An 18,701-nucleotide genomic window follows, 5' to 3' on the forward strand; every position below is an offset into this window, starting at 1 on the left:
CCACGATAATGCGGTTGCAGAAAGCTTTTTCCAGTTGCTGAAGCGTGAACGGATAAAGAAAAAGATCTATGGAACGCGGGAAGAAGCCCGCAGCGATATTTTTGATTACATCGAAATGTTTTATAACAGTAAGCGTCGGCATGGTTCGAGTGATCAGATGCCACCGACGGAATATGAAAATCAATATTATCGACGGCTCAGAAGTGTCTAGATTATCCGTGGCGATTCATTCCCGCTTTGTTATGTTAGCCAAAATCAGGGACAACAAGACCATAACGGTTATATCTGCCCTCATCAGACAAGCCCGGGAATTACCTGTTGAGCTATATAAAACATTAACCTGGGATCGGGGAGCTGAAATGACCAGTCACACCCGGTTTACTGTAGCAACAGACATCCAGATTTACTTCTGTGATCCTCAATCTCCCTGGCAACGTGGCTCAAATGAAAATACGAACAGGCTACTCAGACAATATTTTCCAAAGGGAACTGACTTATCGGTTCACAGTCAGCAGAGACTAAACAGCGTTGCCAGACAGCTCAACGAAAGACCGAGAAAAACGCTAGACTATGAATCACCCGCAGAGCGGTTCAATAAGTGTGTTGCGTCCATCAGTTGAACTCACAGCGAAGAGCGGACATTAAAATGATGGCTACCGGGAAGTTCTGCCACATTAGGCATAACATCTCAAAAGCGTCGTGCAGAAGGAACACAGGATGAACAGACATGACATCACCTCCGTGCTTTTCAGGTCGGCGGGCTTTGATGCGACCTCGGGCGTGCTGGAGCTGGAGTACCGGAACGGCGCGTGCCGGCGCTGGCTGGCCGTGCCGGCAAAGGTTTACCAGGCGTTCTGCGCGGCCGCAGACAGCGACACTTTTTTCAGGACCCGCATCGAGGGGCGCTACCTCTCCGTGCGGGGCAGCCTCAGCCTGCGGCGTGACGTCTAAGGCCATCATCTGCGCGTACGCATCATAGTTCTTCCGCGCCTGCTGGCGACAGTAGCAGACGGGGGCCCTGCGCTCAGCCCGTACCCGGTATCCACAGCGGCACTGACGGGCGGAATCCGTCAGCGTGGCCTGCACCCATGACCAGAACGCGCGACCGGGATGCGGCGTCACACTGTAGCCGGCCTTTTCCATAATTTTACGGGCAATGCTCTCACTCCATTTACTGATGAGTGAAAGTGCCCCGTTAATATCACCGCGCGATGTAAGAATGTTTATTTGGTGAAATTCGTTCATGGTTCCCCCGCTCCCTGTGTGAATTATATTATCGGCAGGAATTAATAATGACTTAATACGTATTTGTTATATTTTGTTGCAACAGTAACAGTGCGTTATTTAATTAAATAAACGCGCGGCGTGATAGAATGGTTAATCATCTTTCAGCCGGGAAAATAGAAGTGAATAAATACACTGCCATAGTCATCGTGTTATCCGCGACTGCATTTATACCCTGTTCGTTCGCTACGGTGACGACGGGATTCTCTCCCGGCACCTGATACTGCAGTTCGCCGGTAGTGCGCGCCAGAGCATGGATGTGGCGGCTTATGACTTCACCAGCCAGCCAGCCCGTGCCGCAGGTGCTGGCGGCTTCCGTGGCGCTGGGCGTGACGGTACGGCTGGTTGCCGACGAAAAGAAAAGCCGGGACCGGTGGTCACTCGTCAGCGCGCTGGCCTGCGCGGGTATGCAGGTGCGCGTCAACGGCATGTACAGCATCATGCACAATAAGTTTATTGTCGCTGACGGAAGCGCGATTGAAACGGGTTCATTTAATTACACTTCTTCGGCCGAAAAAAGAAATGCTGAAAACGCGCTGGTTATTACGGGCGAGCCCGAAACCGCCCGACTGTATCAGACGGAATTTAACCGGCTGTGGAATGAATCCTCACCAGTAACCTGCCCGGCACCCGCGCTGAATTAACATCACGCAGGGTATATATTTAGTATTCAGGTCCTGAGGATGCTTATTATGGCGGTAAAGAAAACATTTCCGGTGCGGTTCGCCGGCCTGCGCGGAACGCGGGAATGCGCCGCAAACTTCCGTACGGAAAAGCCGGAACAGTGGCAGCGCTGGCTGAAATACGCGCGGGATAATAAAGCCACGACGGTGGTGACCTGCCTGTGCCGGCCACCCGATGAGGACGCCCGCAGCCGGCGACTGAAGGTGCACCTCTCACAGAAAACAGATCAGTGCTGGCTCGCGTCATGGCCATTTTCCGGCCATGAGCACGCGCCGGACTGCCGCTTTTATTTCGTCTGGTCTGATGAAAGGCAGGCCGCTGTTTATGCACCTGATGCCGTAAAGGCGGCACCGGACGGGAGCATTATCATACACCTCCCCACCGGCATGCTGAAGAAAGATATCCAGGAAAAAAAACCGGATGCTATCCCGGTCTACGCCGGACCCGTTAAGCGCCGCCGGCAGCCCTCGATGCGCCTACTGGGGTTGCTGCACCTGCTCTGGGAGCAGTCCGGCATCAACGTCTGGCACCCCGCCTTTGACCGGAAAAAGCGCTATCTGGGCTGGGTCAGCTGGCGGCTGAATGAAACGGCCACACGTACGTATCGGACCGGTGCCGATGCAGCAGTCGCTGATGCTGATGGCCATGAAGGATTCGCCGCAGGTTGCGCAGAACCGTCAGGTGGCAAAGGATGCCGGCAGCGGGTCACGCCGTCTCATCCTGATCTCGCAGCTGGCTGCCTGGAGCGATGCGGCCGATGCGCGGCTGCAGTCCACGCTGTCGCTGGGGCTTTTTGCCGGTTTTCCCGTGCTGCAGCTGCCTGAAGACGTCAGAGTACGTCTCATGCATAGCTTTTCGCGCGAGCTTGGAGACTGGCGCCGCGGTGCCCGGATCATGGTTATCTGTGAAACCGAGGTGCCGGAAACAGTTTTTATCCGAAGAGACGGCCAGAACCTGCCGCGCAGCAGCTGCAGAATAATTGATGCGGCGCTGATGACCGTCAGTCCGCGCTATATCCCCCTGGACTCGCGCTATGAGGGAATGGTTGAGGCACGCCTGTGGGAGGAAAAGCGCGCATTCATCAAGCCGCTGCGCTATGACGGTGAAGAAAATGTATTCCCCGATTTCGTGCTGACGGACGTCGCCGGCGCGGAAGCCCTGCCGATGGAGGTGTTCGGCATGAACACCCCGGATTATCTGCAGCGTAAACAGGTTAAAACGGTGGCGTACGACAGAGAGTACGGGCCCGGACGATGATGGCAGTGGGATGCCTCTGCAGACCCTGAAGGCCATGATATACCGGCCTTTCCGCCCCGCTGAGCACGGTTTAATGCAGGCAACTCCCCGGCTTGCGTCGTATACTGACATTCTGAGTAACGGATACGCACTGTGTGGCAGACAGCGGCATTACAGGTTCACGTCTTAAAGCTGAAAAGCTGTCAGAATGGAGTATTTTCATGGCCTTTCAGAGCCCGGCCCATAACTACACCGAAACACGCCTGAGTCTGGGCGACCTCGTTCATCTTTCACCTTATTCAACCTATCTGATGCGCAGCGACAGCAGCTTTCCTGATGCTGGCATCGTTAAGGGGTCAGTGCTGGCCATTGATCGTGCGCTGGTACCGGCGCTCGGCCAGCTCATCGTGGCCGAGTTCGATGGGGAGCTGACGCTGCGGCGCCTGCTGCTCGATCCGGTTCCCGCCCTGCAGGCGCCGGATGCGGATGAAACAATCACTCTGCTGGATGTGAGTCAGCGACTTCCCGTGTGGGGTGTGGTTGCCTACGCACTTACCGATGTGGCCGGACTGGGATTCACCGGACCGGCGGGAGAGTAACCATGTGTGCGCTGGCCGATGCCAATAACTTTTACGCTTCCTGCGAAACCGTGTTCAGGCCTGATCTGCGCGGTAAACCTGTCGTTGTCGTGTCAAACAACGACGGATGCGTTATCGCCCGTTCGGCCGAAGCAAAGTGCATGGGCATCAAAATGGCCGCCCCGCTGTTTCAGAATGAGCGTTTTTTCAGGCAGAACGGCGTTCAGGTGTTCAGCTCTAATTACGAACTCTAGTAAGTTAAGTGGAATGCAACATTAGCTGAGTAAACTTTGAGCAGCACAACTGCTGACAGAGGTGAACGCAATGCTGATCCTACCGGATGAACACGTTCTGTTGCTGGCTGAGCGCTGGCTGAAACTGTTAAGAGGCGCACGAAATCAGTCATAAAGACTAATGCCGGCCTGGCAGATGGCAGCGACACTGGCTGACTGTCTGAGAGTGAAGAGCCGGCATTAGCGTGACTGATGGAACCGGCGAAAGCCGGTTTCTTTATGCCAGTCAGTCTCGCAGTTTTGACAGTTTATGAAGGCGAAGGGCTACCGGGATAAGTAATGCAAAAAAGACCAGCACGCCCAGACTTATTAAAGGTTCAGCAGGCAATCTGAAAGTAAGTGCAATAATTTCACCGCCCCCCACGCACACAATAAGCAGAATGAAAACGATAAGCAGTGAGTTCAGTTCAAAGAGCCTGTCCGCCAGCCTCATATCAGTACCATCTTAATTGCAGTGTTTCTTATGTTTTGAAAGGGTGTGATTATTTTTTTACCCTATTATCAGATGGATGGCAATGATAAAACTTAATACCGGCTAACATAAGTCAGCTTAATCTGGTCTGCATTAACACTTGTCAGATAACGAGCTTTCCTGCATTCACTGCCACCCTGAGCATCCCTGATGAGGTTTTTTGCGGGGCATTTCAGGAATAAGGCTGTGCATAAAGCAGGGGGAAACATTAAAATCACCATCTTTAGTCGCCGGGTCCAAAAACTTAGTGAAATACTCAGTTATCCGGATAACGACATACTCGCAGAGCTCTTACAGGTTCGCCCGCAGCCTTCCTCCTGCAGGCATTTTTTTATGCCTCGCTCCCCCGAAATGAGAGCGAAATCAGCTTAGCTGCATCTGGCGAAACAGGCATAAAAGTAGTGGAGCTGATGTGCTTACGTGCTGAATTCAGACAGGGGGATGTCCTGGAATGAACTGTCTGATTTGATTATCACCTGCACGAAGGACGGCCTCACTATCATCACCGCCTTGTAAATTTCTGGTTTTCAGGTCATGTCCGTTCTGTACAGGTAAGCGTCTCACCTGCACCTGCCCGGGCTTTAAAGTGTCCGTACCCCGCTCCTCCTCACACTGACAGCGCAGGTGATGTCTGCTTCGGCTGACCGGCTTTCAGTGCCCCATATTTTTACTAAGATTAATCCGGGCGTGGATGAACCCCGCCTTTTCATGAATTTTTAAATGGAGATGACAATGGAACTTGTAAAAGAAGCGGAACTAAACAGGCGCGTCTCGTGGGGCAGTATCATTGCGGGTGTGGTAACGGTAATGGCAGTGTCCCTGCTGCTGACCACGCTTGGGTCCGGCCTGGGCTTTTCCATGCTTTCACCTCAGTCTGACGATGTGATTAACGGTGCTGACAAGGCTGTTCTGATCTGGTCAGTTATCTCGATAGTCCTGAGTCTGGCCTGCGGCGGATTTGTGGCCGGCAGGCTGGCGGGCGCGGATGGAACCATCCATGGATTTCTCTCATGGGCCACATCTCTGCTTGTTGCTTCCGTGCTGGGCTTCGCCGCCGCTGGCGGCATTATGCATATGGCGGGAAGCGCCGTTGGCGCGGCAGCATCTGCCACGGGCTCTGCCGTGAGCGGACTGGGTAGCGCCGCAGGAAAAGCGTCTGGCGCAACAGCAGATATTGCTCAGAATATTGCTGACAGGCTCGGACTGAACACGCAGCTCACGGCCCCGCAGGCGGACGGACAGGTGCTGGATGCGCTGCGCAGGAGCAACATAAAAGAACTTCAGCCGGAGTTTCTGCAGTCCCAGCTTCAGGCGGCGGCGGGCGACATTGCGGATTCGGTTAAAAATCTGGCCGTCAACCCGGGCAACAGCGACGCCGTTATTGATACGCTGAGCGGTAAACTGAAGTCACGGGCGGATGAGGTCAGCAAAGGTGTCGACAGGAATGAGGTGAAAAAGGCGCTGGCAGATAATACCCGTCTGTCACCGGAAGAGGCGGACAGAGCCGTCGATAACTTCATTCAGGCGCGTGACAAAACTGTTCAGGAGGTAAGCGACCGCATGACTCAGCTCCGGAGTAATCTGGACGATGCGAAGGCGCAGTACGCGGAATTTAAAAAGCAGGCAAGAGAAAAAGCAGATCAAGCTGCAAGTGCGGCTGCAAAAATCGCAGTGTGGTCATTTATCGCTCTTCTGGCGGGGGCTGTTGTCAGTGCGCTGGCCGGTTTGTGGGGAGTAAATACTCATCCTGCATACCGGAAAATCAGGGCCTGAAAGAAACCGGAGGGCATAATAATCACACCGGTATTCCGGTACGCTTTTCTGATGTGTAGTTCACCTCCGGAACCAGCATAAATAAAAAGGCCTGCGGGTAAATCCGCAGGCCTTTTGTCTGCTGAAAAATGTAACTTTCCCGGATGTAGGTATGTTCGTGTCTGACCTGACCCCGCCGTTATGGGGGATTCTCCGCATAAAGAAAACAGCACGTGTGACACGACAACCTGACGCATCTTTATTTATGACTGGCACTGGTGTGTCGCGGTCAGTAAAGCATTGGATGTGGATTTCTCACCAGACCTGACTGCTGGATGATTTGGGCCGTCTGTATCCGGGTCCATCTTTGATGCTTCTCCGGACCCGCCCATTCCCGGGTGTGAGTTCAGTAACAGGCCTGTTAACCCTGCTAAATATCTGTTTAAATAGGGAACTATTTTATACCGAAACCACTCTATCACTCTGTTAAGAATTCAGCTTTTAAGGGCCATATAAAAATATAAAACAGGATGTTTTTGACAGTGAATGCAGCAGTCGGGAATTGCGCTCAGAAAATCAGGCAGATAGCCGGCGTTTATCAGTCTGGCGGAAACCTGATGGACGCAAAGCGCAGTGTCGACCTCGCCCTCAGTGAGCTGGGGTACCTGAACCGGACACAGCCTGAATTGCAAATCATCAGCTGGGAACAGCTGCGTTTATCGCTGCAGGCCTACCTTAACTGCTGCAGTGATATCCGCTGGTTAACCGTCATCAAATACGCCAGAGCAAAAGCAGGTTCACGCAGGGCTGGCGCAGTTCACAATCTGAAAAAAAAGGTTGTCCGATCCTGAACGGGTGCCGCGCACGCTTACCGCTTGGCGCTGTGCCCTGCTCATTTACTTTATACTCTGCGGCCAGAGCAGACCTGAACCTGAAGGGCCCGGTCTGAAGACCTGGCCGTATTTATCAGTCTTAAGTTAACAGACCTGTATTTTCCGGCTACCAGCAGACTCTGTCCTGGTCTCTTTGACGGCGCTGCGGGGCTTATGCCTCCCGGATTCCGGCATCTCCTCTGCCCATCAAAGCGCTCCTGAGGAAAAGTCTGCTGGCTGCGCAGCCCCGCTTTTTTCAGAGCCGGACGTTTCTGCTACAGTAGGCTTCCTTCATTACCGGCATAAGGGACGGCTCCATGAAGCGACATGATATGAATACCACGCTGTTCAGCAGCGCCGGATTTGACCCGACGTCCGGCGTACTGGAGCTGGAGTACCGCAACGGCAGCTGCCGCCGATGGCTGGCCGTGCCCGCACGGGTGTATCAGGCATTCTGTGCCGCCGCTGATGCGGATGCATTTTTTCGCAGCAGCATCGACGGACGCTACCTGTCGGTACGTGGCCAGAGCGGCCCGCTGTAAAACAGAGTAAGGAAGCGGATGAAACCGGGTAACACATCGGTGGGGCATCTGGCCTGGTGTGGCCTGATTGCCCTGCATATGGCGCGACAGGACGGCCAGGCGGGCACGCCCGCGCAGGAAACACTCTTTCTGACGCGGTGGCTCGCCGTCGCTGAAAAACAGCGACGCTTCAGTAAAGAGCTGGCTCCGGAAATCCGGTGGCTGCTCCGTGAGGGGCGCGAAAAGGGAATACGTGCTGACCTGCCCGGTAAACTGGAATACCTCTGGCTGACGGGCAGCGACGCGCTGCTGACGCAGAACGACCTGTCCCGCCTGCAGCACGCCCTGCAGGCGCTGCAGATGGCCGGCTGGGTTTACAGGCTGCTTGATGAAGGCCAGTGGCAGGGCCGGAAAGCGCTGCGGCTGAACCCGTCCGTGTCGGGATTGTATCTGCATAAGGACTCCCTGCACGCCGGATTTAACCCGGCCGGTCTTCAGACGGCGCCTCTGCCTGCCCGTATCACCGGCGACCTGAACGCCCTGGATTCCCTGCTGCAGCGTTCGGGCTGGCGGCGGGAGCCGGCTGGCAGTGACCCGGTGCTTTATTATCTCATGACACAGACTGTGCAGCATGAGGACATCATACGCAGGCTGACTCCGTAAATTTTCCGGCCCCTTATAGCTGTGTTTATTTTCCGCAGGCGGTCCTGTCATCATTATGCAGATACAGGTCCCCGCGACATAACGCCCCGGCTCCCTGCCCGTCTCTGGCATCCCGGCAGGCGGATATTTCTTCCTCAGGAGTCAGCCAGCATGCATGCCGGCTGCGTGCACAGCTGTAACACTGCGCGTGCCTGGTGGGTGGTACCGGTTTCGGACCAGCGAAAAATGAAGTGTTATGCCATCGTGCGTGTTTTTCCTGCGCTGCCAGCGCAGGTCGTTTATTCAATGGCAGTATGCATGAACTATAATCACCCATGGTACCCGGTTTATAACGGGTATTTTTTTACTGGCGTGTCAACTGATAACAACTCATACGCGGGAAAATACGATGGATGACGCAGATTTAGCACATGAAGTTCAGGAGGCGCTGATTGCTTCGGCCCTGTCTGCCCGCAAGCCCGGACTGACGAGTCCTGACGGCAGATGTATCTGGTGCAGGGATGAAGCGGCCGTGGCCGGTACGGCCTTCTGTTCTGCCGAGTGCGGACAAGACTACTTCAGAAACGAGCATCAGATGAAACAGCGTTATATACCGTCTAAAAACCCGTCAGATAATCCCGGTAATAATTGATACAGGGCCGTGCTATCCAGACGGCCTTTTCATAGCTTCATATTTCCTTTCAGCCTGCCCGATACCTTTACCGTCAGCAGGCATGCGGCTCCGGTGCATTCTGAATCTTCAGGGATAGCCGTGATAACCTCCCGGCATCGTACAGGACTTTTTTATCTGCCGGCCTGTGTATCCGGCGGGCAGGTGTATTTCACCGTCCTTAATCGTTATATTGTGATCTCCCGCACAGCATATGCCACGACTTAACCTTATTAAAAACCGGACCTGTTTTTTTCTGCAGGCTGCCTGAGAGGACAGCCGAAAGAGGCAGGGATGGGTCATCATTTCTCATACACCCGGTGAACGGCGGAGCAGAGATGTTCGGACTCAGGCACTATACAATTTTACTTAACGAGGTCTTCGACACCGGTTTTACCAGCGACGGCCTTCTGGCGCGGCTTCAGGCCTTTCTGGCGGCAGAGAATGAGCCCGTCAGGCCTTTGAGTGAGGCTTCTTCAGAACTGCACGTCACACTGAACAACAACCGTGTCATGCACGCGTTTACCCGGATTATGGGCGGTGAAGTGCGGCTTCATTCCTGCTTCCGGATGCAGGTCACCCGTCTGCAGCGCGTCGATTTCATCCGGCTGACCACGGCGGGCGTATGCTGCCTCGGTATCCGGTTTGACGGGGTGGTTGCCTGCGCAGTCAGCGCCACAGGATCTGATGTCCGTACTCTGTCTCCTTCCCGGACCCGTCACTGATTGAGTCTCAGGGCGCTCGCTATTTTCCCTTAACAGTACTTCGTTGTCCCTGACGGGACGCAGGCTGCGATGGCGGCAAAGCTGAAGAGGTAAGTATTTTCGCGCAGGATTTCGTGGGATACAGTCACGCTTCTGATGTTATCCACAAAAACGGTGGATAAGTTATGTACAAATCACTGCAGGCGGTATCAGACCTGACGTCGGGTGTGTGCCGAACGGAGAGTGAGACCCGTAGCCGGTAGTGACTGCAAAAAATAAATCCCCCTGTTCGGCTGCAGCCTGTGCTGGCACCTGCTGCATGCGAACACGATTACAGCCTGTTTATCCGGCATGTGTGCCATCCGTCGCTGACGCGGGGGCTGCAGCGACGGATAATCAGCGCACTGCGCACCGGGCCGGTCATGCTGCTGTATTTCATCCGTCGCGTCTGAGAGGCTGAGCAGCAAATACCCGGTTAGCCCCGCGGGTCCTGTCCGGCTCAGGGCAAAGACATTTTCTTTCAGATAAATCATGAGTTTTTCATCAGTGTCCTTTTTCAGAAAATGCACGTGAGAGCGGCACTCTTTTTATGAAGGGAACGGAATGAGGCCGTGTCAGACCCTTTATTCTGGGGGGGATGCGCGCATTTCAGCATTGCCGGGTGTGTTTTCAGAGCGCCGCTGTAGGCAGGGCCGGCACTGAGGAGTAAAATCACCCTTTTTAACCGGAGCGGACGCTATGAAAAACGTGGTACTGAGCATGCTGGCTAAAATTTCACATATCGATGCAGATATGAAGCAGCTGACGGCGCGCGTCGAGGCACAGTCGCTGCTGATCAGCGCGCTTGTTCTGGCTGTGAGCCGGGAAGGCGGCGTGACGGAGATGATCGAAAGCGCTAATAAGGCCATTAATACCGTGATTGACTCCGCTGAGTCCGACGAACTGCTTAAATCCGATGCGGCCATCCTGTTAAGCGAGCTGCAGGCCCTGCTGAGCATTTCCGCTGCGGTCGATGGTGCGGATGAAGAAATCAATCATCAGGCGCTTGATAAACTGACCGGCGTGACGTTCCCGGAAAAGCCATAACCGTCAGGGCGGTCGTACCTTAACGTTAAGCCTGCCTGCGGAGCCGGTACAGAGGCATCATGTCTTTTTTCTGAAGAGCGCGGGCATACCCGCCTTTCTTTTACCCGCTCCGGCACATCTCTGCGTGACGTGCTGCGCTGGCCGGGAAAACTCAGGCTGTTCACATGAATGTCACTGCGCCGCGCTTAAAACACAAGAAAACCCGCCATCCTGACGGGTGAACCAGTAAAGAAGTTCAGAATAACTCGTCGTGCCCGTGATCGGTTGAAACAGACACGCTGTCATTCTGATACAAAAAAGCAGATACGCAAGCGAACCGGCAGAACCGGTCATGCAACATGCCCGATGTACGGGCTGCAGACCTCATCAGACAGCGCTATTTCAGGCAAAAAAAACCCGCCGGCGGCGGGGAAATTCGTTACGGGGAATATCCCGATATCATTCTGACTTCAGAAAAATAATTAAGTTCATCAAAAGGTTAGTAACGCATGCTGATAGTTAAGGGTAGCAACCAGCTGAAAGAGTGCCGGGCGCGGGAGTACGCGCCGGCCTCTGCGCTGTTCCGGCTCTGCCCACCAGGTATCCGCCTCAGAATGCATTATTATTTCTCCGGAAAGCCGGATGCCGTGCGGTGCATAAATTTCCGGTTGAACATACCGTCGCAGAGGCTACCATTGATGACTGAGTCCTCCGGCAGATACCGGCGTCGCCGGCATTGGCCATAACTGAAACCAGGAATGCGGTGCAACGTTAATGTACAGAACAGAAGATGAAAAACGGGCAGACACGAAGCTCGGTGAGGCGGTGCTTTTTTTACTCAGAGAGGGCGCGCCGGTTAATGAGTCAGCGCTGCTCCTCAGGCTGCAGCAGATGCTGATGACGGAAAAGGATGCCGCCGGCAGGAAGGCAACCTTTTCCGCCATCCGGGAAGCTGAAGCGGCACTGGGCATGCGGAAACAGGAGAACGCCGCCGGCCGCGTCGCGGACCGGGCGGATGCCTCAGCGCCGTCCGGCGCGGTGTTAAAACACTGAAGCACCCGGCATCATCAGTCTGTGTCACCGGCAACGACGCTGATTGCCCGGCCGTAAAGCTTTTTACGGCCGTCCGCAGACCGGGCCTCCTGCTGCTTCAGAAAGGCCAGTATCTCCTGCACGCTCACCTCCTTTCCTGACTTCATCAGGGCGGAGACGGCATGCCCTATCACTGACTTAACATTTTCCATATTATCCGGACGGTCGGTACCCACTTCATACTCCTGACGCATAGATGTGCTGCTGTATATCACCGGGAACGACGTCATTCAGTTCCCCCGGCGTGGTTATGATACCTCCCATACCGGACGGGAGGCGGTAAAACGATGTCAGGCCCGTGCGCGCACCAGCCTTTCGCGCAACGCGGCGACCCGCTCAGTCAGCACACTCAGCTCATCACAGGCCGTGTCCGTCACCGACACCCTATCCGCCGGTATGCCGGCGACCGTTATCTTCAGCCGGCGGCCCTGCTCCTTCAGGAAAATCAGCACGAGCCGTTCATCATGCTGCGTGTCGCGCTGCCGGCAGATAACGCCGGTCTGCTCCGGCCATTGCAGGATCTGGCTGAGCGTGCCGGGTCATGGCAGGCGACGCCGGGGTAGAGCGCAAAGTACAGAAACCGGTCAATGGTTTCTGGCGCAGTTGTGGCGGGAGCCGCATCGCGGTTCCCGTGGGGTTCATCTTTCATATCATCATATCTTCCGGGCGGGGCCGCATTTTTCCGGCGGGCGGACGTACAGCAGCGGGTCCGCGCCCCGTTGAGGGCGCACAGTATTGAGTCAGATTAAATTGATGTCAACGTAAACCGGCGGGCCGGTTCAGCGCGTGGAGGCAGTGCAGCGCAGAAAATTGTTCATCACCATAATCATCCGGCCCACAGCCATCAGGTCGGCGGTCAGCAGCAGGTCCGTGCGGACCAGCCGGTCCATCAGGACCCGGTCGTTCATCTGCACCTGAATTCTGGCGTACAGGGCCGTCAGATGAACCCAGTTGTTGGCAAACGTATCCACGCTCAGGTACTCCCCCTCGCTGAGCTGCCGTAACAGCGTGTCCACATCGGCCTTGAGAGTAGTAATACGGTCCGTGCCGGCGAAAACAGCCTCACTGTGGTACGTCATACGCTGAAGGTCTCCACCATGCCGCGCAGGGCACGGGCCTGCTCTGACAGCGACTGCGATGCCGAAGACGACTCCTCTACCAGGGCGGCGTTATTCTGCGTCACCCCGTCCATCTGGCTGACGGCGATGCTGACCTGGGAGATACCCTGCATCTGCTCGCCGGAGGAGAGGGAGAGGCTGTCCATGGCGTCTGCCAGCTCACCCACCATGCCGACTATTCTCAGGATACTCTCTCCTGTACCGGCAGCCGCAGCCACGCCGCCTTCCACCTGGGACACGGCCTGTTCAATCAGCAGCTTGATGTCACGGGCAGCGCTGGCGCTGCGCTGGGCGAGTGACCTGACCTCCCCCGCCACAACGGCAAACCCCCGGCCCTCTTCGCCGGCGCGTGCGGCTTCCACGGCCGCATTGAGCGCCAGAATATTGGTCTGAAACGCGATACCCTCAATGACTGAGGTGATATCCCGTACCCGCACCGCACTCATCGAAATCTCATTCATGGTCTCCGACATGCGCTGCACGTCTGCCTCACCGGCGCGGGCCAGCGTGGCCGTCTCGCGCGCCGTGGCCGCAGTCTGATGTGCGCCGGCCGCATTGCTTTTTACCGTGGCGGTCAGCTGCTCCATGCTGGCGGCCGTTTCCTGCAGGGCGGCGGCCTGCTGCTCGGTGCGCGAGGAAAGCTCGGTATTACCCTGAGAAATTTCGTCGGCGGCCAGCGCCACCGAGGCGGACGCGTCCTTAATCTGCGACACCAGTCCGCGCAGGTTCGCCTGCATGCCGTCCAGCGAGGCGAGAAGGCTGGAGGTGTCACCGCGGCGCAGCGTGACCGGCGAGGTCAGGTCGCCGGCGGCGATGGCGACAGCCAGCGTACGGGCCTCGGCGGGTTCACCGCCCAGCTGGCGCATCAGTATCCGGACGAGCAGATAACAGGTTGCCACAGAAATCAGAATGGAAAGCAGTGCCAGGCCAGACAGAACGGCGGCCGTCCGGGAGGTACTGGCGCTGTTTTCCGCTACGGTATCGCGGCTCAGCTGCATCTCAATGCCCGTCAGGTCATTCAGGGCATCCAGCAGACTTTTCTGCGCAGGACGGGCGGTGGCCATCAGAAAGGCGGTGGCCTCCTGCTGGCGGTTATCCAGCCCCAGCTTTCCGGCCGTCATCAGCGTGGAAAGGGCGGCCCCCTCTGCTGACAGCGCCCGCTCCAGCGCGGCCTTTCCCTGTGCAGAAACGTTGCCGGACATGCTTTTTTCCAGCTGCTCACGATTCTGAATATAAGCGGCGCGCTGGGAAACCAGTCGCTGCCACTCGGGCTGCATCTGTGCCGCGTCGGACAGCAGGGCCAGGTTGCGCACGGCAATCGCCATGTCGCGCACGCCGCCGCGCATATCCAGCACCAGGGCAAAGCGCTTCATTTTTACATCGACGGTATCGTTCATCCCTTCCCTGGCCTGCCACAGGGCGTGAACGGCGATACCCGTGCACAGGACAAAAAGCAGAATAAGCAGGCCAAAGCCTGCGCTGAGGCGCGCTGAAATCTTCATCGGTTCTCCGGGAAACATTTGTCTGATGAAGGGGTATCGGCAGAAAGCGCGCATTCAGTAGGGCGGAGTGCAACAAAATTGCGCGCTATATAGTTTTCAGGGGTTGCAGCAGGCTCGTTCTGGCGCATCGCATATAGTCTGAATGCCGGACAGCCGAAATGCCTGCCTGTGGCATGCAGAAGTTACTTAAGCTGATTCCGGTATCAATCGCATATCTGATGTGTTTTTAAGTTATGGTTTTTTTATGCCCGGATAGCCCGCCTCAGTCAGGCCAGCGGCACGCTCTGCCGGAACGGGCTGGCTGAAAAGATAGCCCTGGCCGTAATCACAGCCCCGCCTCCGCAGCCATTCCAGGGTGGCTGCATCCTCAATCCCCTCAGCCGTCACCGTAACGCCCAGCTCCTTACACAACAGTAAGAGGGTCTCAACTACCTTCTCCTTCTGAGGGCTGTTTATCAGGTCAGAGACGAACGAGCGGTCAATCTTGATATGGGTAATACCGAGCCCCAGCAGGACCGACAGGTTGGAATAGCCGGTGCCAAAATCATCGAGCACCACGCCGATGCCGGATTCTTTCAGGGTGCGGATAGCCCGCCGGGCATCTTCCGATATCGTCATCACGTTCTGTTCGGTAATTTCGAGCTCTAACCTGACCGGTCCGGCATGCTGCATGAGGCGGGACAGGCAGGCCGTGAGCGCCGGCTTAAGCAGCTGATCCGGAGTGATATTCAGTGCCAGATGAAGGCCTGCCGGCCACTCTGGGGTCAGCGGGACAACGGCTTCCAGCAGCCGGGCGGTCAGCGTGTCCATCAGTCCCAGTTTCGCCACTACGGGAAGAAATACGTCCGGGGCAACGGCCCGGCCGGAAGCATTTATCCACCGCGCCAGTATCTCAAACCCCCTGATTCGGCCCGTCTTAAGGCAGACCAGCGGCTGCAGGAAAGGTACGATGTCGTGATTTCTGATGGCCATGGCAACGTCATTCTGTAACCGTTCCCGGCGCCGGAACCGCTGCTCCAGGCCCAGCGTAAAACGAACCACCGGATGCGCTGTATCCCTTTTCGCCTCATACATAGCAAGGTCGGCCGCCCGCACGATGTCATATCCGGCGCTGCACGCAGGGCTGGCCACTCCCGCGGACAGGCTCAGGAACGTTCCCGGTCCGGTCCGTACGCTCGCCGCATGCCTGATGAGGGTGTGGGCTGTCTCAATGGCCTCATCCGTATGAGAATGTCCGGAGGTAACAGCAAACTCATCACCACCGATGCGGAATACATGTGTTTCAGGCCCGGCGAATGCAGTCAGCAGCCGGGCCAGAGTGATCAGTACGGCGTCACCCTGCTGATGACCGTGAAGGTCGTTGATGCTCTTAAAGTCGTTAACGTCAATCAGGGTAAGGGTGTAGGGTGTGCCGCCAGCGTCAAGTTCAGCAAGGCGGATGCTGAACGCCCTCCGGTTACCGGTACCGGTCAGCTCATCCGTTCCGGCAAGCAGGAGGGCACTTTTCTCTGCTGCGAGACTTTTGCGGATGAGGCCGGCGATGAGCAGGCCCGGGATTATCATTGCCAGTCCGGCAAAGACCGTGGACGTCAGAATAAATCTCAGTCTCTCACTCGCTTCAAAGCCAGCGTCATAGTCCAGGCCAAATACGCCCGAAACATGCTTTTCCAGCCCGAATTCCCAGAGAGATGAAAGTAAAAAAATGGTAGCCATGTTAATCATGGCCAGCCGGAGAAGCTTCTGGCGCATCCGGGGACTCCCGTCAGTATTTTCAGTGAACATTGTGCTGTTTTTAATCAGTCCAGATCGGGACGTGCTTCCCGCACAATACCTGCCTGCTGCCAGAAATAACCCGTTATTTATCCTAAAATGAGCATGAAAACGTAAGCGGATGAAGCCTGTCATCGGCTGCCTGCTGTTGCCCGGTCCCGGAAAGAGAGGCTGTACGGGCACCTGTAGTCAGCGAAGAAACCAGAGAAGCCGTCAGAAGCGCATACAGACTGTATCGGCTCCGCGCACTAAAATAACAGGGCCCTGCCCATATAATATTCCTGGCACTGCAGGCGCTCTTTGTAACCCTGACCGCGCGGCAGGTGAGAGTTCAGTTGCCATGATTTGTCCCTTACAGGATGGTGCGGTACCGAAGGCGCACGCAGAAATGTCGGAAAAAAACCGAAGGCGAAGTTGTTGCGGAGAGGAAAAAAGAGCCCCGTTAAACAGCTTAATCAGGGGAAAGCATGCTGGTATCGTGTTGCGTCACCGGAATTGCGGCTGACATACGCTATTGCCCGGCACCGTAAGAATCTTAGCGGCAGTGGCATTTTAAAGGCGTCAGCGATGCACATATTTTTCTTCCAGATGCGCCATGTCACGCTCTGCGTCCTCAATCTCTGACAGCATCGAGGACAGAAACGTCGCACTTACGGAAGGATTAAGGCAGGCGCGCCGGTAGCGCAGCCGTAGTGCAATAAGACGAATGAGGGACTCCCGCCAGGGCGTTGCGCCGGACACCATTGTCACCTCCTCTTCATCATTTTTCTGCTGACGCCGCCTGAAGGTTGCCAGCGGCACGTAATTCTGCGCGGCTTTTCCGGCTGGCTCCTGTGAGACACTCATCCGGCGGGATTCACGCAGGCGGACTTATAACTTCTGCCCCTTGCGGGCAGGCTTTCCAGTACCATACGCCAGAGTACTGTAAAATGCACAGTTGCTGAGGGGGCCGTTAATGTGGCGACAGGAACTCCTCTCATTCAGCTTGACGACCCGGCAGTTTTTCTGCTTTATCTCTGCAGGCATAATGAATGCTGAAGGCATTGTTCAGATCGATGTTTTTTTATAACAGCATTTCCGGGTATAAAAAAACCGCCACGTGGACGGTTTAAAGAGGAACTTACTGACTGTTGATTTTATCGTGATCCGGATGAGCCACCGGAGGACCTTAATGATAATAAAGATGGCCACAACAACAAGCGTAAGCGGTAAAACTGAATTTTTATGCTTCCATACCGGCGTCGTATTCACCACCGGCTTTTAGCGTGAGTCCTGCCCTTCATGAATAAAACCCCTTCCTTTCTGGCAGACAGATTAATCAGAATATATACATCTGCGCCCATGGGGTCAGGCAGAATGGCGGCAGACACATGCAGCGAGGAAGTGAACTGAAGCAGTTTCGGGATGCGCGCGTGCAGCGCACATGTTGTAAGAAACGACCACTGAATGAACTTCATCTCATTTTGATGTTCCATTCCACATAAATGCTGACATGTCTGACAGAGTGATGACTATTTTGCAGATGTTAGCTCCCCGCGTAGAAATATACAGTATTGATGAAGCCTTTTGCGATCTTACGGGAGTAAGTGGTCTTTTATCACTTGAGGTTTTTGGCCATCAGATACGTGAGCAGATCAGGCGCAGGACACACCTTACCGTGGGGGTGGGGATAGGCCCAACGAAAACTCTGGCTAAACTGGCCCAATATGCAAGTAAACGCTGGCCAGCTACGCGAGGAGTAGTTGACCTGAGCAATATAGGGCGACAGCGAAAGTTAATGGCCTTGGTGCCAGTCGAAGAGGTCTGGGGTATTGGCCGTCGGCTCGGTAAAAAATTGCAGTTGATGGGGATTAACAATGCACTCCAGCTGTCTGAGCTGTCTCCTTCATTTATTCGTAAGCAATTTTCAATGGTTGTTGAACGAACAGTAAGAGAACTCAACGGCACGCCCTGCCTGGGCCTTGAAGAGTTTACAGCTCCAAAGGAGCAAATCATATGCTCCCGCTCCTTTGGAGAAAAACCTACAGATGAATTCAGCATCCATCAGGCCGTCTGCGCTCATGCCGAACGTGCAGCAGAAAAGTTACGCGCAGAGCACCAGTTTTGTAAACGAGTAGCGGTATTCATCAGTACCAGTCCCTTTGCAGAGAATGAATCGTTCTATAAAAATCAGGCTGTAACGGAGCTTGCTGTTCCGGCCCGTGATTCCCGGGATATCATCAAGGCGGCTGTTGCGTATTACCATGAAGGAGATCGGTGAGTAACATTGATGGAGATCGGTTCGTGTCACTTTCACAGAACCATTTTTACATTAACTTCACCGATCTCCTTCGGTCAACGTGGTTTGTATTTTTCGCATTGATTCTCCTTTAAGTTCTATCTTGATGCTCCCGTGAACCAGCCGATCCAGGATGGCATCGGCATGTGTTGAGTCCCCGATCATCTT

At 55.2% G+C, this 18,701-nt stretch carries 20 protein-coding genes and 4 pseudogenes; 18 read left to right on the top strand and 6 right to left on the bottom strand.

Annotated features, from left to right (window positions below; all coding sequences use genetic code 11):
* The 16 genes and pseudogenes from GS12_RS19055 to GS12_RS19135 all read left to right on the top strand — a co-directional run.
* Positions 1 to 211, top strand: a 211-nt coding sequence (locus GS12_RS19055) for an IS3 family transposase (protein ID WP_034949716.1), incomplete at its 5' end; no start/stop codon positions are given.
* Positions 183 to 620, top strand: a pseudogene (locus GS12_RS23550) (IS30 family transposase); the annotation flags it as partial. The gene GS12_RS19055 and the pseudogene GS12_RS23550, both read left to right, overlap by 29 nt.
* Before the next feature lie 97 nt (positions 621 to 717).
* On the top strand, positions 718 to 951 hold the full coding sequence (locus GS12_RS19060) for a KTSC domain-containing protein (protein ID WP_034949718.1): 234 nt from the start codon (positions 718 to 720) through the stop codon (positions 949 to 951).
* Positions 952 to 1,553: 602 nt separating this feature from the next.
* Complete coding sequence (locus tag GS12_RS19065) at positions 1,554 to 1,928, top strand: phospholipase D-like domain-containing protein (protein WP_235188767.1); 375 nt, start codon at positions 1,554 to 1,556, stop codon at positions 1,926 to 1,928.
* Positions 1,929 to 1,976: 48 nt separating this feature from the next.
* Positions 1,977 to 2,510, top strand: a pseudogene (locus GS12_RS23555) (DUF1173 family protein); the annotation flags it as partial.
* A gap of 76 nt (positions 2,511 to 2,586) precedes the next feature.
* Complete coding sequence (locus GS12_RS25190) at positions 2,587 to 3,225, top strand: DUF1173 family protein (RefSeq protein ID WP_405083328.1); 639 nt, start codon at positions 2,587 to 2,589, stop codon at positions 3,223 to 3,225.
* A 200-nt stretch (positions 3,226 to 3,425) separates the two neighbouring features.
* The gene (locus GS12_RS19075; RefSeq protein ID WP_031594198.1) at positions 3,426 to 3,803 is read left to right on the top strand and encodes a peptidase; all 378 of its coding nucleotides are present in this window, start codon (positions 3,426 to 3,428) and stop codon (positions 3,801 to 3,803) included.
* A 2-nt stretch (positions 3,804 to 3,805) separates the two neighbouring features.
* Positions 3,806 to 4,033: pseudogene (locus GS12_RS19080) on the top strand (Y-family DNA polymerase); the annotation flags it as partial.
* Positions 4,034 to 5,279: 1,246 nt separating this feature from the next.
* Positions 5,280 to 6,320: a hypothetical protein gene (locus GS12_RS19090; protein ID WP_031594195.1), complete on the top strand. Its 1,041-nt coding sequence runs from the start codon at positions 5,280 to 5,282 to the stop codon at positions 6,318 to 6,320.
* Between the two features lie 596 nt (positions 6,321 to 6,916).
* A complete protein-coding gene (locus GS12_RS19095; protein WP_034949724.1) occupies positions 6,917 to 7,150 on the top strand; it encodes a hypothetical protein in 234 nt (77 codons plus the stop codon).
* A 338-nt stretch (positions 7,151 to 7,488) separates the two neighbouring features.
* The gene (locus GS12_RS19100; protein WP_034949726.1) at positions 7,489 to 7,713 is read left to right on the top strand and encodes a KTSC domain-containing protein; all 225 of its coding nucleotides are present in this window, start codon (positions 7,489 to 7,491) and stop codon (positions 7,711 to 7,713) included.
* Positions 7,714 to 7,731: 18 nt separating this feature from the next.
* Entirely contained in the window at positions 7,732 to 8,355 is a 624-nt protein-coding gene (locus GS12_RS19105) for a DUF2913 family protein (protein ID WP_034949729.1), read from the top strand.
* 388 nt (positions 8,356 to 8,743) lie between these two features.
* Entirely contained in the window at positions 8,744 to 8,986 is a 243-nt protein-coding gene (locus tag GS12_RS19115; RefSeq protein ID WP_034949733.1) for a hypothetical protein, read from the top strand.
* Positions 8,987 to 9,342: 356 nt separating this feature from the next.
* The gene (locus GS12_RS19120) at positions 9,343 to 9,729 is read left to right on the top strand and encodes a hypothetical protein (protein WP_052118529.1); all 387 of its coding nucleotides are present in this window, start codon (positions 9,343 to 9,345) and stop codon (positions 9,727 to 9,729) included.
* A 717-nt stretch (positions 9,730 to 10,446) separates the two neighbouring features.
* Positions 10,447 to 10,794, top strand: a complete 348-nt coding sequence (iraP, locus tag GS12_RS19130; protein WP_034949737.1) for an anti-adapter protein IraP — start codon at positions 10,447 to 10,449, stop codon at positions 10,792 to 10,794.
* 753 nt (positions 10,795 to 11,547) lie between these two features.
* Positions 11,548 to 11,826: a hypothetical protein gene (locus GS12_RS19135; RefSeq protein ID WP_052118530.1), complete on the top strand. Its 279-nt coding sequence runs from the start codon at positions 11,548 to 11,550 to the stop codon at positions 11,824 to 11,826.
* 14 nt (positions 11,827 to 11,840) lie between these two features.
* On the opposite strand, the gene GS12_RS19140 is transcribed toward GS12_RS19135, so the two are convergent.
* Positions 11,841 to 12,095: a hypothetical protein gene (locus GS12_RS19140; protein WP_034949739.1), complete on the bottom strand. Its 255-nt coding sequence runs from the start codon at positions 12,093 to 12,095 to the stop codon at positions 11,841 to 11,843.
* 57 nt (positions 12,096 to 12,152) lie between these two features.
* Between GS12_RS19140 and GS12_RS24665 the strand changes: the two genes are divergently transcribed.
* A complete protein-coding gene (locus tag GS12_RS24665; RefSeq protein ID WP_034949742.1) occupies positions 12,153 to 12,428 on the top strand; it encodes a hypothetical protein in 276 nt (91 codons plus the stop codon).
* Between the two features lie 216 nt (positions 12,429 to 12,644).
* Here GS12_RS24665 and GS12_RS19155 read toward each other — a convergent pair whose 3' ends face one another.
* The 4 genes from GS12_RS19155 to GS12_RS25015 form a co-directional block, all read right to left on the bottom strand.
* Positions 12,645 to 12,944, bottom strand: a complete 300-nt coding sequence (locus tag GS12_RS19155) for a hypothetical protein (RefSeq protein WP_034949747.1) — start codon at positions 12,942 to 12,944, stop codon at positions 12,645 to 12,647.
* A complete protein-coding gene (locus GS12_RS19160) occupies positions 12,941 to 14,485 on the bottom strand; it encodes a methyl-accepting chemotaxis protein (protein WP_034949750.1) in 1,545 nt (514 codons plus the stop codon). Before GS12_RS19160 ends, GS12_RS19155 begins: the two co-directional genes overlap by 4 nt.
* 231 nt (positions 14,486 to 14,716) lie before the next feature.
* A complete protein-coding gene (locus GS12_RS19165; protein ID WP_235421246.1) occupies positions 14,717 to 16,234 on the bottom strand; it encodes a putative bifunctional diguanylate cyclase/phosphodiesterase in 1,518 nt (505 codons plus the stop codon).
* Positions 16,235 to 16,816: 582 nt separating this feature from the next.
* Positions 16,817 to 17,101, bottom strand: coding sequence for a hypothetical protein (locus GS12_RS25015; RefSeq protein WP_034949752.1), 285 nt, complete (start codon positions 17,099 to 17,101; stop codon positions 16,817 to 16,819).
* Between the two features lie 616 nt (positions 17,102 to 17,717).
* Here GS12_RS25015 and GS12_RS19180 point away from each other — a divergent pair.
* Positions 17,718 to 18,488 (top strand): annotated as a pseudogene (locus GS12_RS19180) (Y-family DNA polymerase); the annotation flags it as partial.
* Between the two features lie 84 nt (positions 18,489 to 18,572).
* On the opposite strand, the gene GS12_RS23565 reads toward GS12_RS19180, so the two are convergent.
* A partial coding sequence (locus GS12_RS23565) for an ATP-binding protein (RefSeq protein WP_072016922.1) occupies positions 18,573 to 18,701 on the bottom strand: 129 nt, incomplete at its 5' end.

Source organism: Erwinia oleae, assembly GCF_000770305.1.
Lineage (GTDB): Bacteria > Pseudomonadota > Gammaproteobacteria > Enterobacterales > Enterobacteriaceae > Erwinia > Erwinia oleae.

Excerpts from the sequence above, each read along its gene's own strand:
- GS12_RS19105 (WP_034949729.1), top strand. The coding sequence starts at position 7,732 with ATGAAACCGGGTAACACATCGGTGGGGCATCTGGCCTGGTGTGGCCTG.
- GS12_RS19075 (WP_031594198.1), top strand. The coding sequence starts at position 3,426 with ATGGCCTTTCAGAGCCCGGCCCATAACTACACCGAAACACGCCTGAGT.
- GS12_RS25015 (WP_034949752.1), bottom strand. The coding sequence starts at position 17,101 with ATGAGTGTCTCACAGGAGCCAGCCGGAAAAGCCGCGCAGAATTACGTG.
- GS12_RS25190 (WP_405083328.1), top strand. The coding sequence starts at position 2,587 with ATGCAGCAGTCGCTGATGCTGATGGCCATGAAGGATTCGCCGCAGGTT.
- iraP (WP_034949737.1), top strand. The coding sequence starts at position 10,447 with ATGAAAAACGTGGTACTGAGCATGCTGGCTAAAATTTCACATATCGAT.
- GS12_RS19095 (WP_034949724.1), top strand. The coding sequence starts at position 6,917 with ATGGACGCAAAGCGCAGTGTCGACCTCGCCCTCAGTGAGCTGGGGTAC.
- GS12_RS19160 (WP_034949750.1), bottom strand. The coding sequence starts at position 14,485 with ATGAAGATTTCAGCGCGCCTCAGCGCAGGCTTTGGCCTGCTTATTCTG.
- GS12_RS19090 (WP_031594195.1), top strand. The coding sequence starts at position 5,280 with ATGGAACTTGTAAAAGAAGCGGAACTAAACAGGCGCGTCTCGTGGGGC.
- GS12_RS19165 (WP_235421246.1), bottom strand. The coding sequence starts at position 16,234 with ATGCGCCAGAAGCTTCTCCGGCTGGCCATGATTAACATGGCTACCATT.
- GS12_RS19140 (WP_034949739.1), bottom strand. The coding sequence starts at position 12,095 with ATGACGTCGTTCCCGGTGATATACAGCAGCACATCTATGCGTCAGGAG.
- GS12_RS19115 (WP_034949733.1), top strand. The coding sequence starts at position 8,744 with ATGGATGACGCAGATTTAGCACATGAAGTTCAGGAGGCGCTGATTGCT.
- GS12_RS19120 (WP_052118529.1), top strand. The coding sequence starts at position 9,343 with ATGTTCGGACTCAGGCACTATACAATTTTACTTAACGAGGTCTTCGAC.
- GS12_RS19100 (WP_034949726.1), top strand. The coding sequence starts at position 7,489 with ATGAAGCGACATGATATGAATACCACGCTGTTCAGCAGCGCCGGATTT.
- GS12_RS24665 (WP_034949742.1), top strand. The coding sequence starts at position 12,153 with ATGTCAGGCCCGTGCGCGCACCAGCCTTTCGCGCAACGCGGCGACCCG.
- GS12_RS19060 (WP_034949718.1), top strand. The coding sequence starts at position 718 with ATGAACAGACATGACATCACCTCCGTGCTTTTCAGGTCGGCGGGCTTT.
- GS12_RS19065 (WP_235188767.1), top strand. The coding sequence starts at position 1,554 with ATGACTTCACCAGCCAGCCAGCCCGTGCCGCAGGTGCTGGCGGCTTCC.
- GS12_RS19155 (WP_034949747.1), bottom strand. The coding sequence starts at position 12,944 with ATGACGTACCACAGTGAGGCTGTTTTCGCCGGCACGGACCGTATTACT.
- GS12_RS19135 (WP_052118530.1), top strand. The coding sequence starts at position 11,548 with ATGTACAGAACAGAAGATGAAAAACGGGCAGACACGAAGCTCGGTGAG.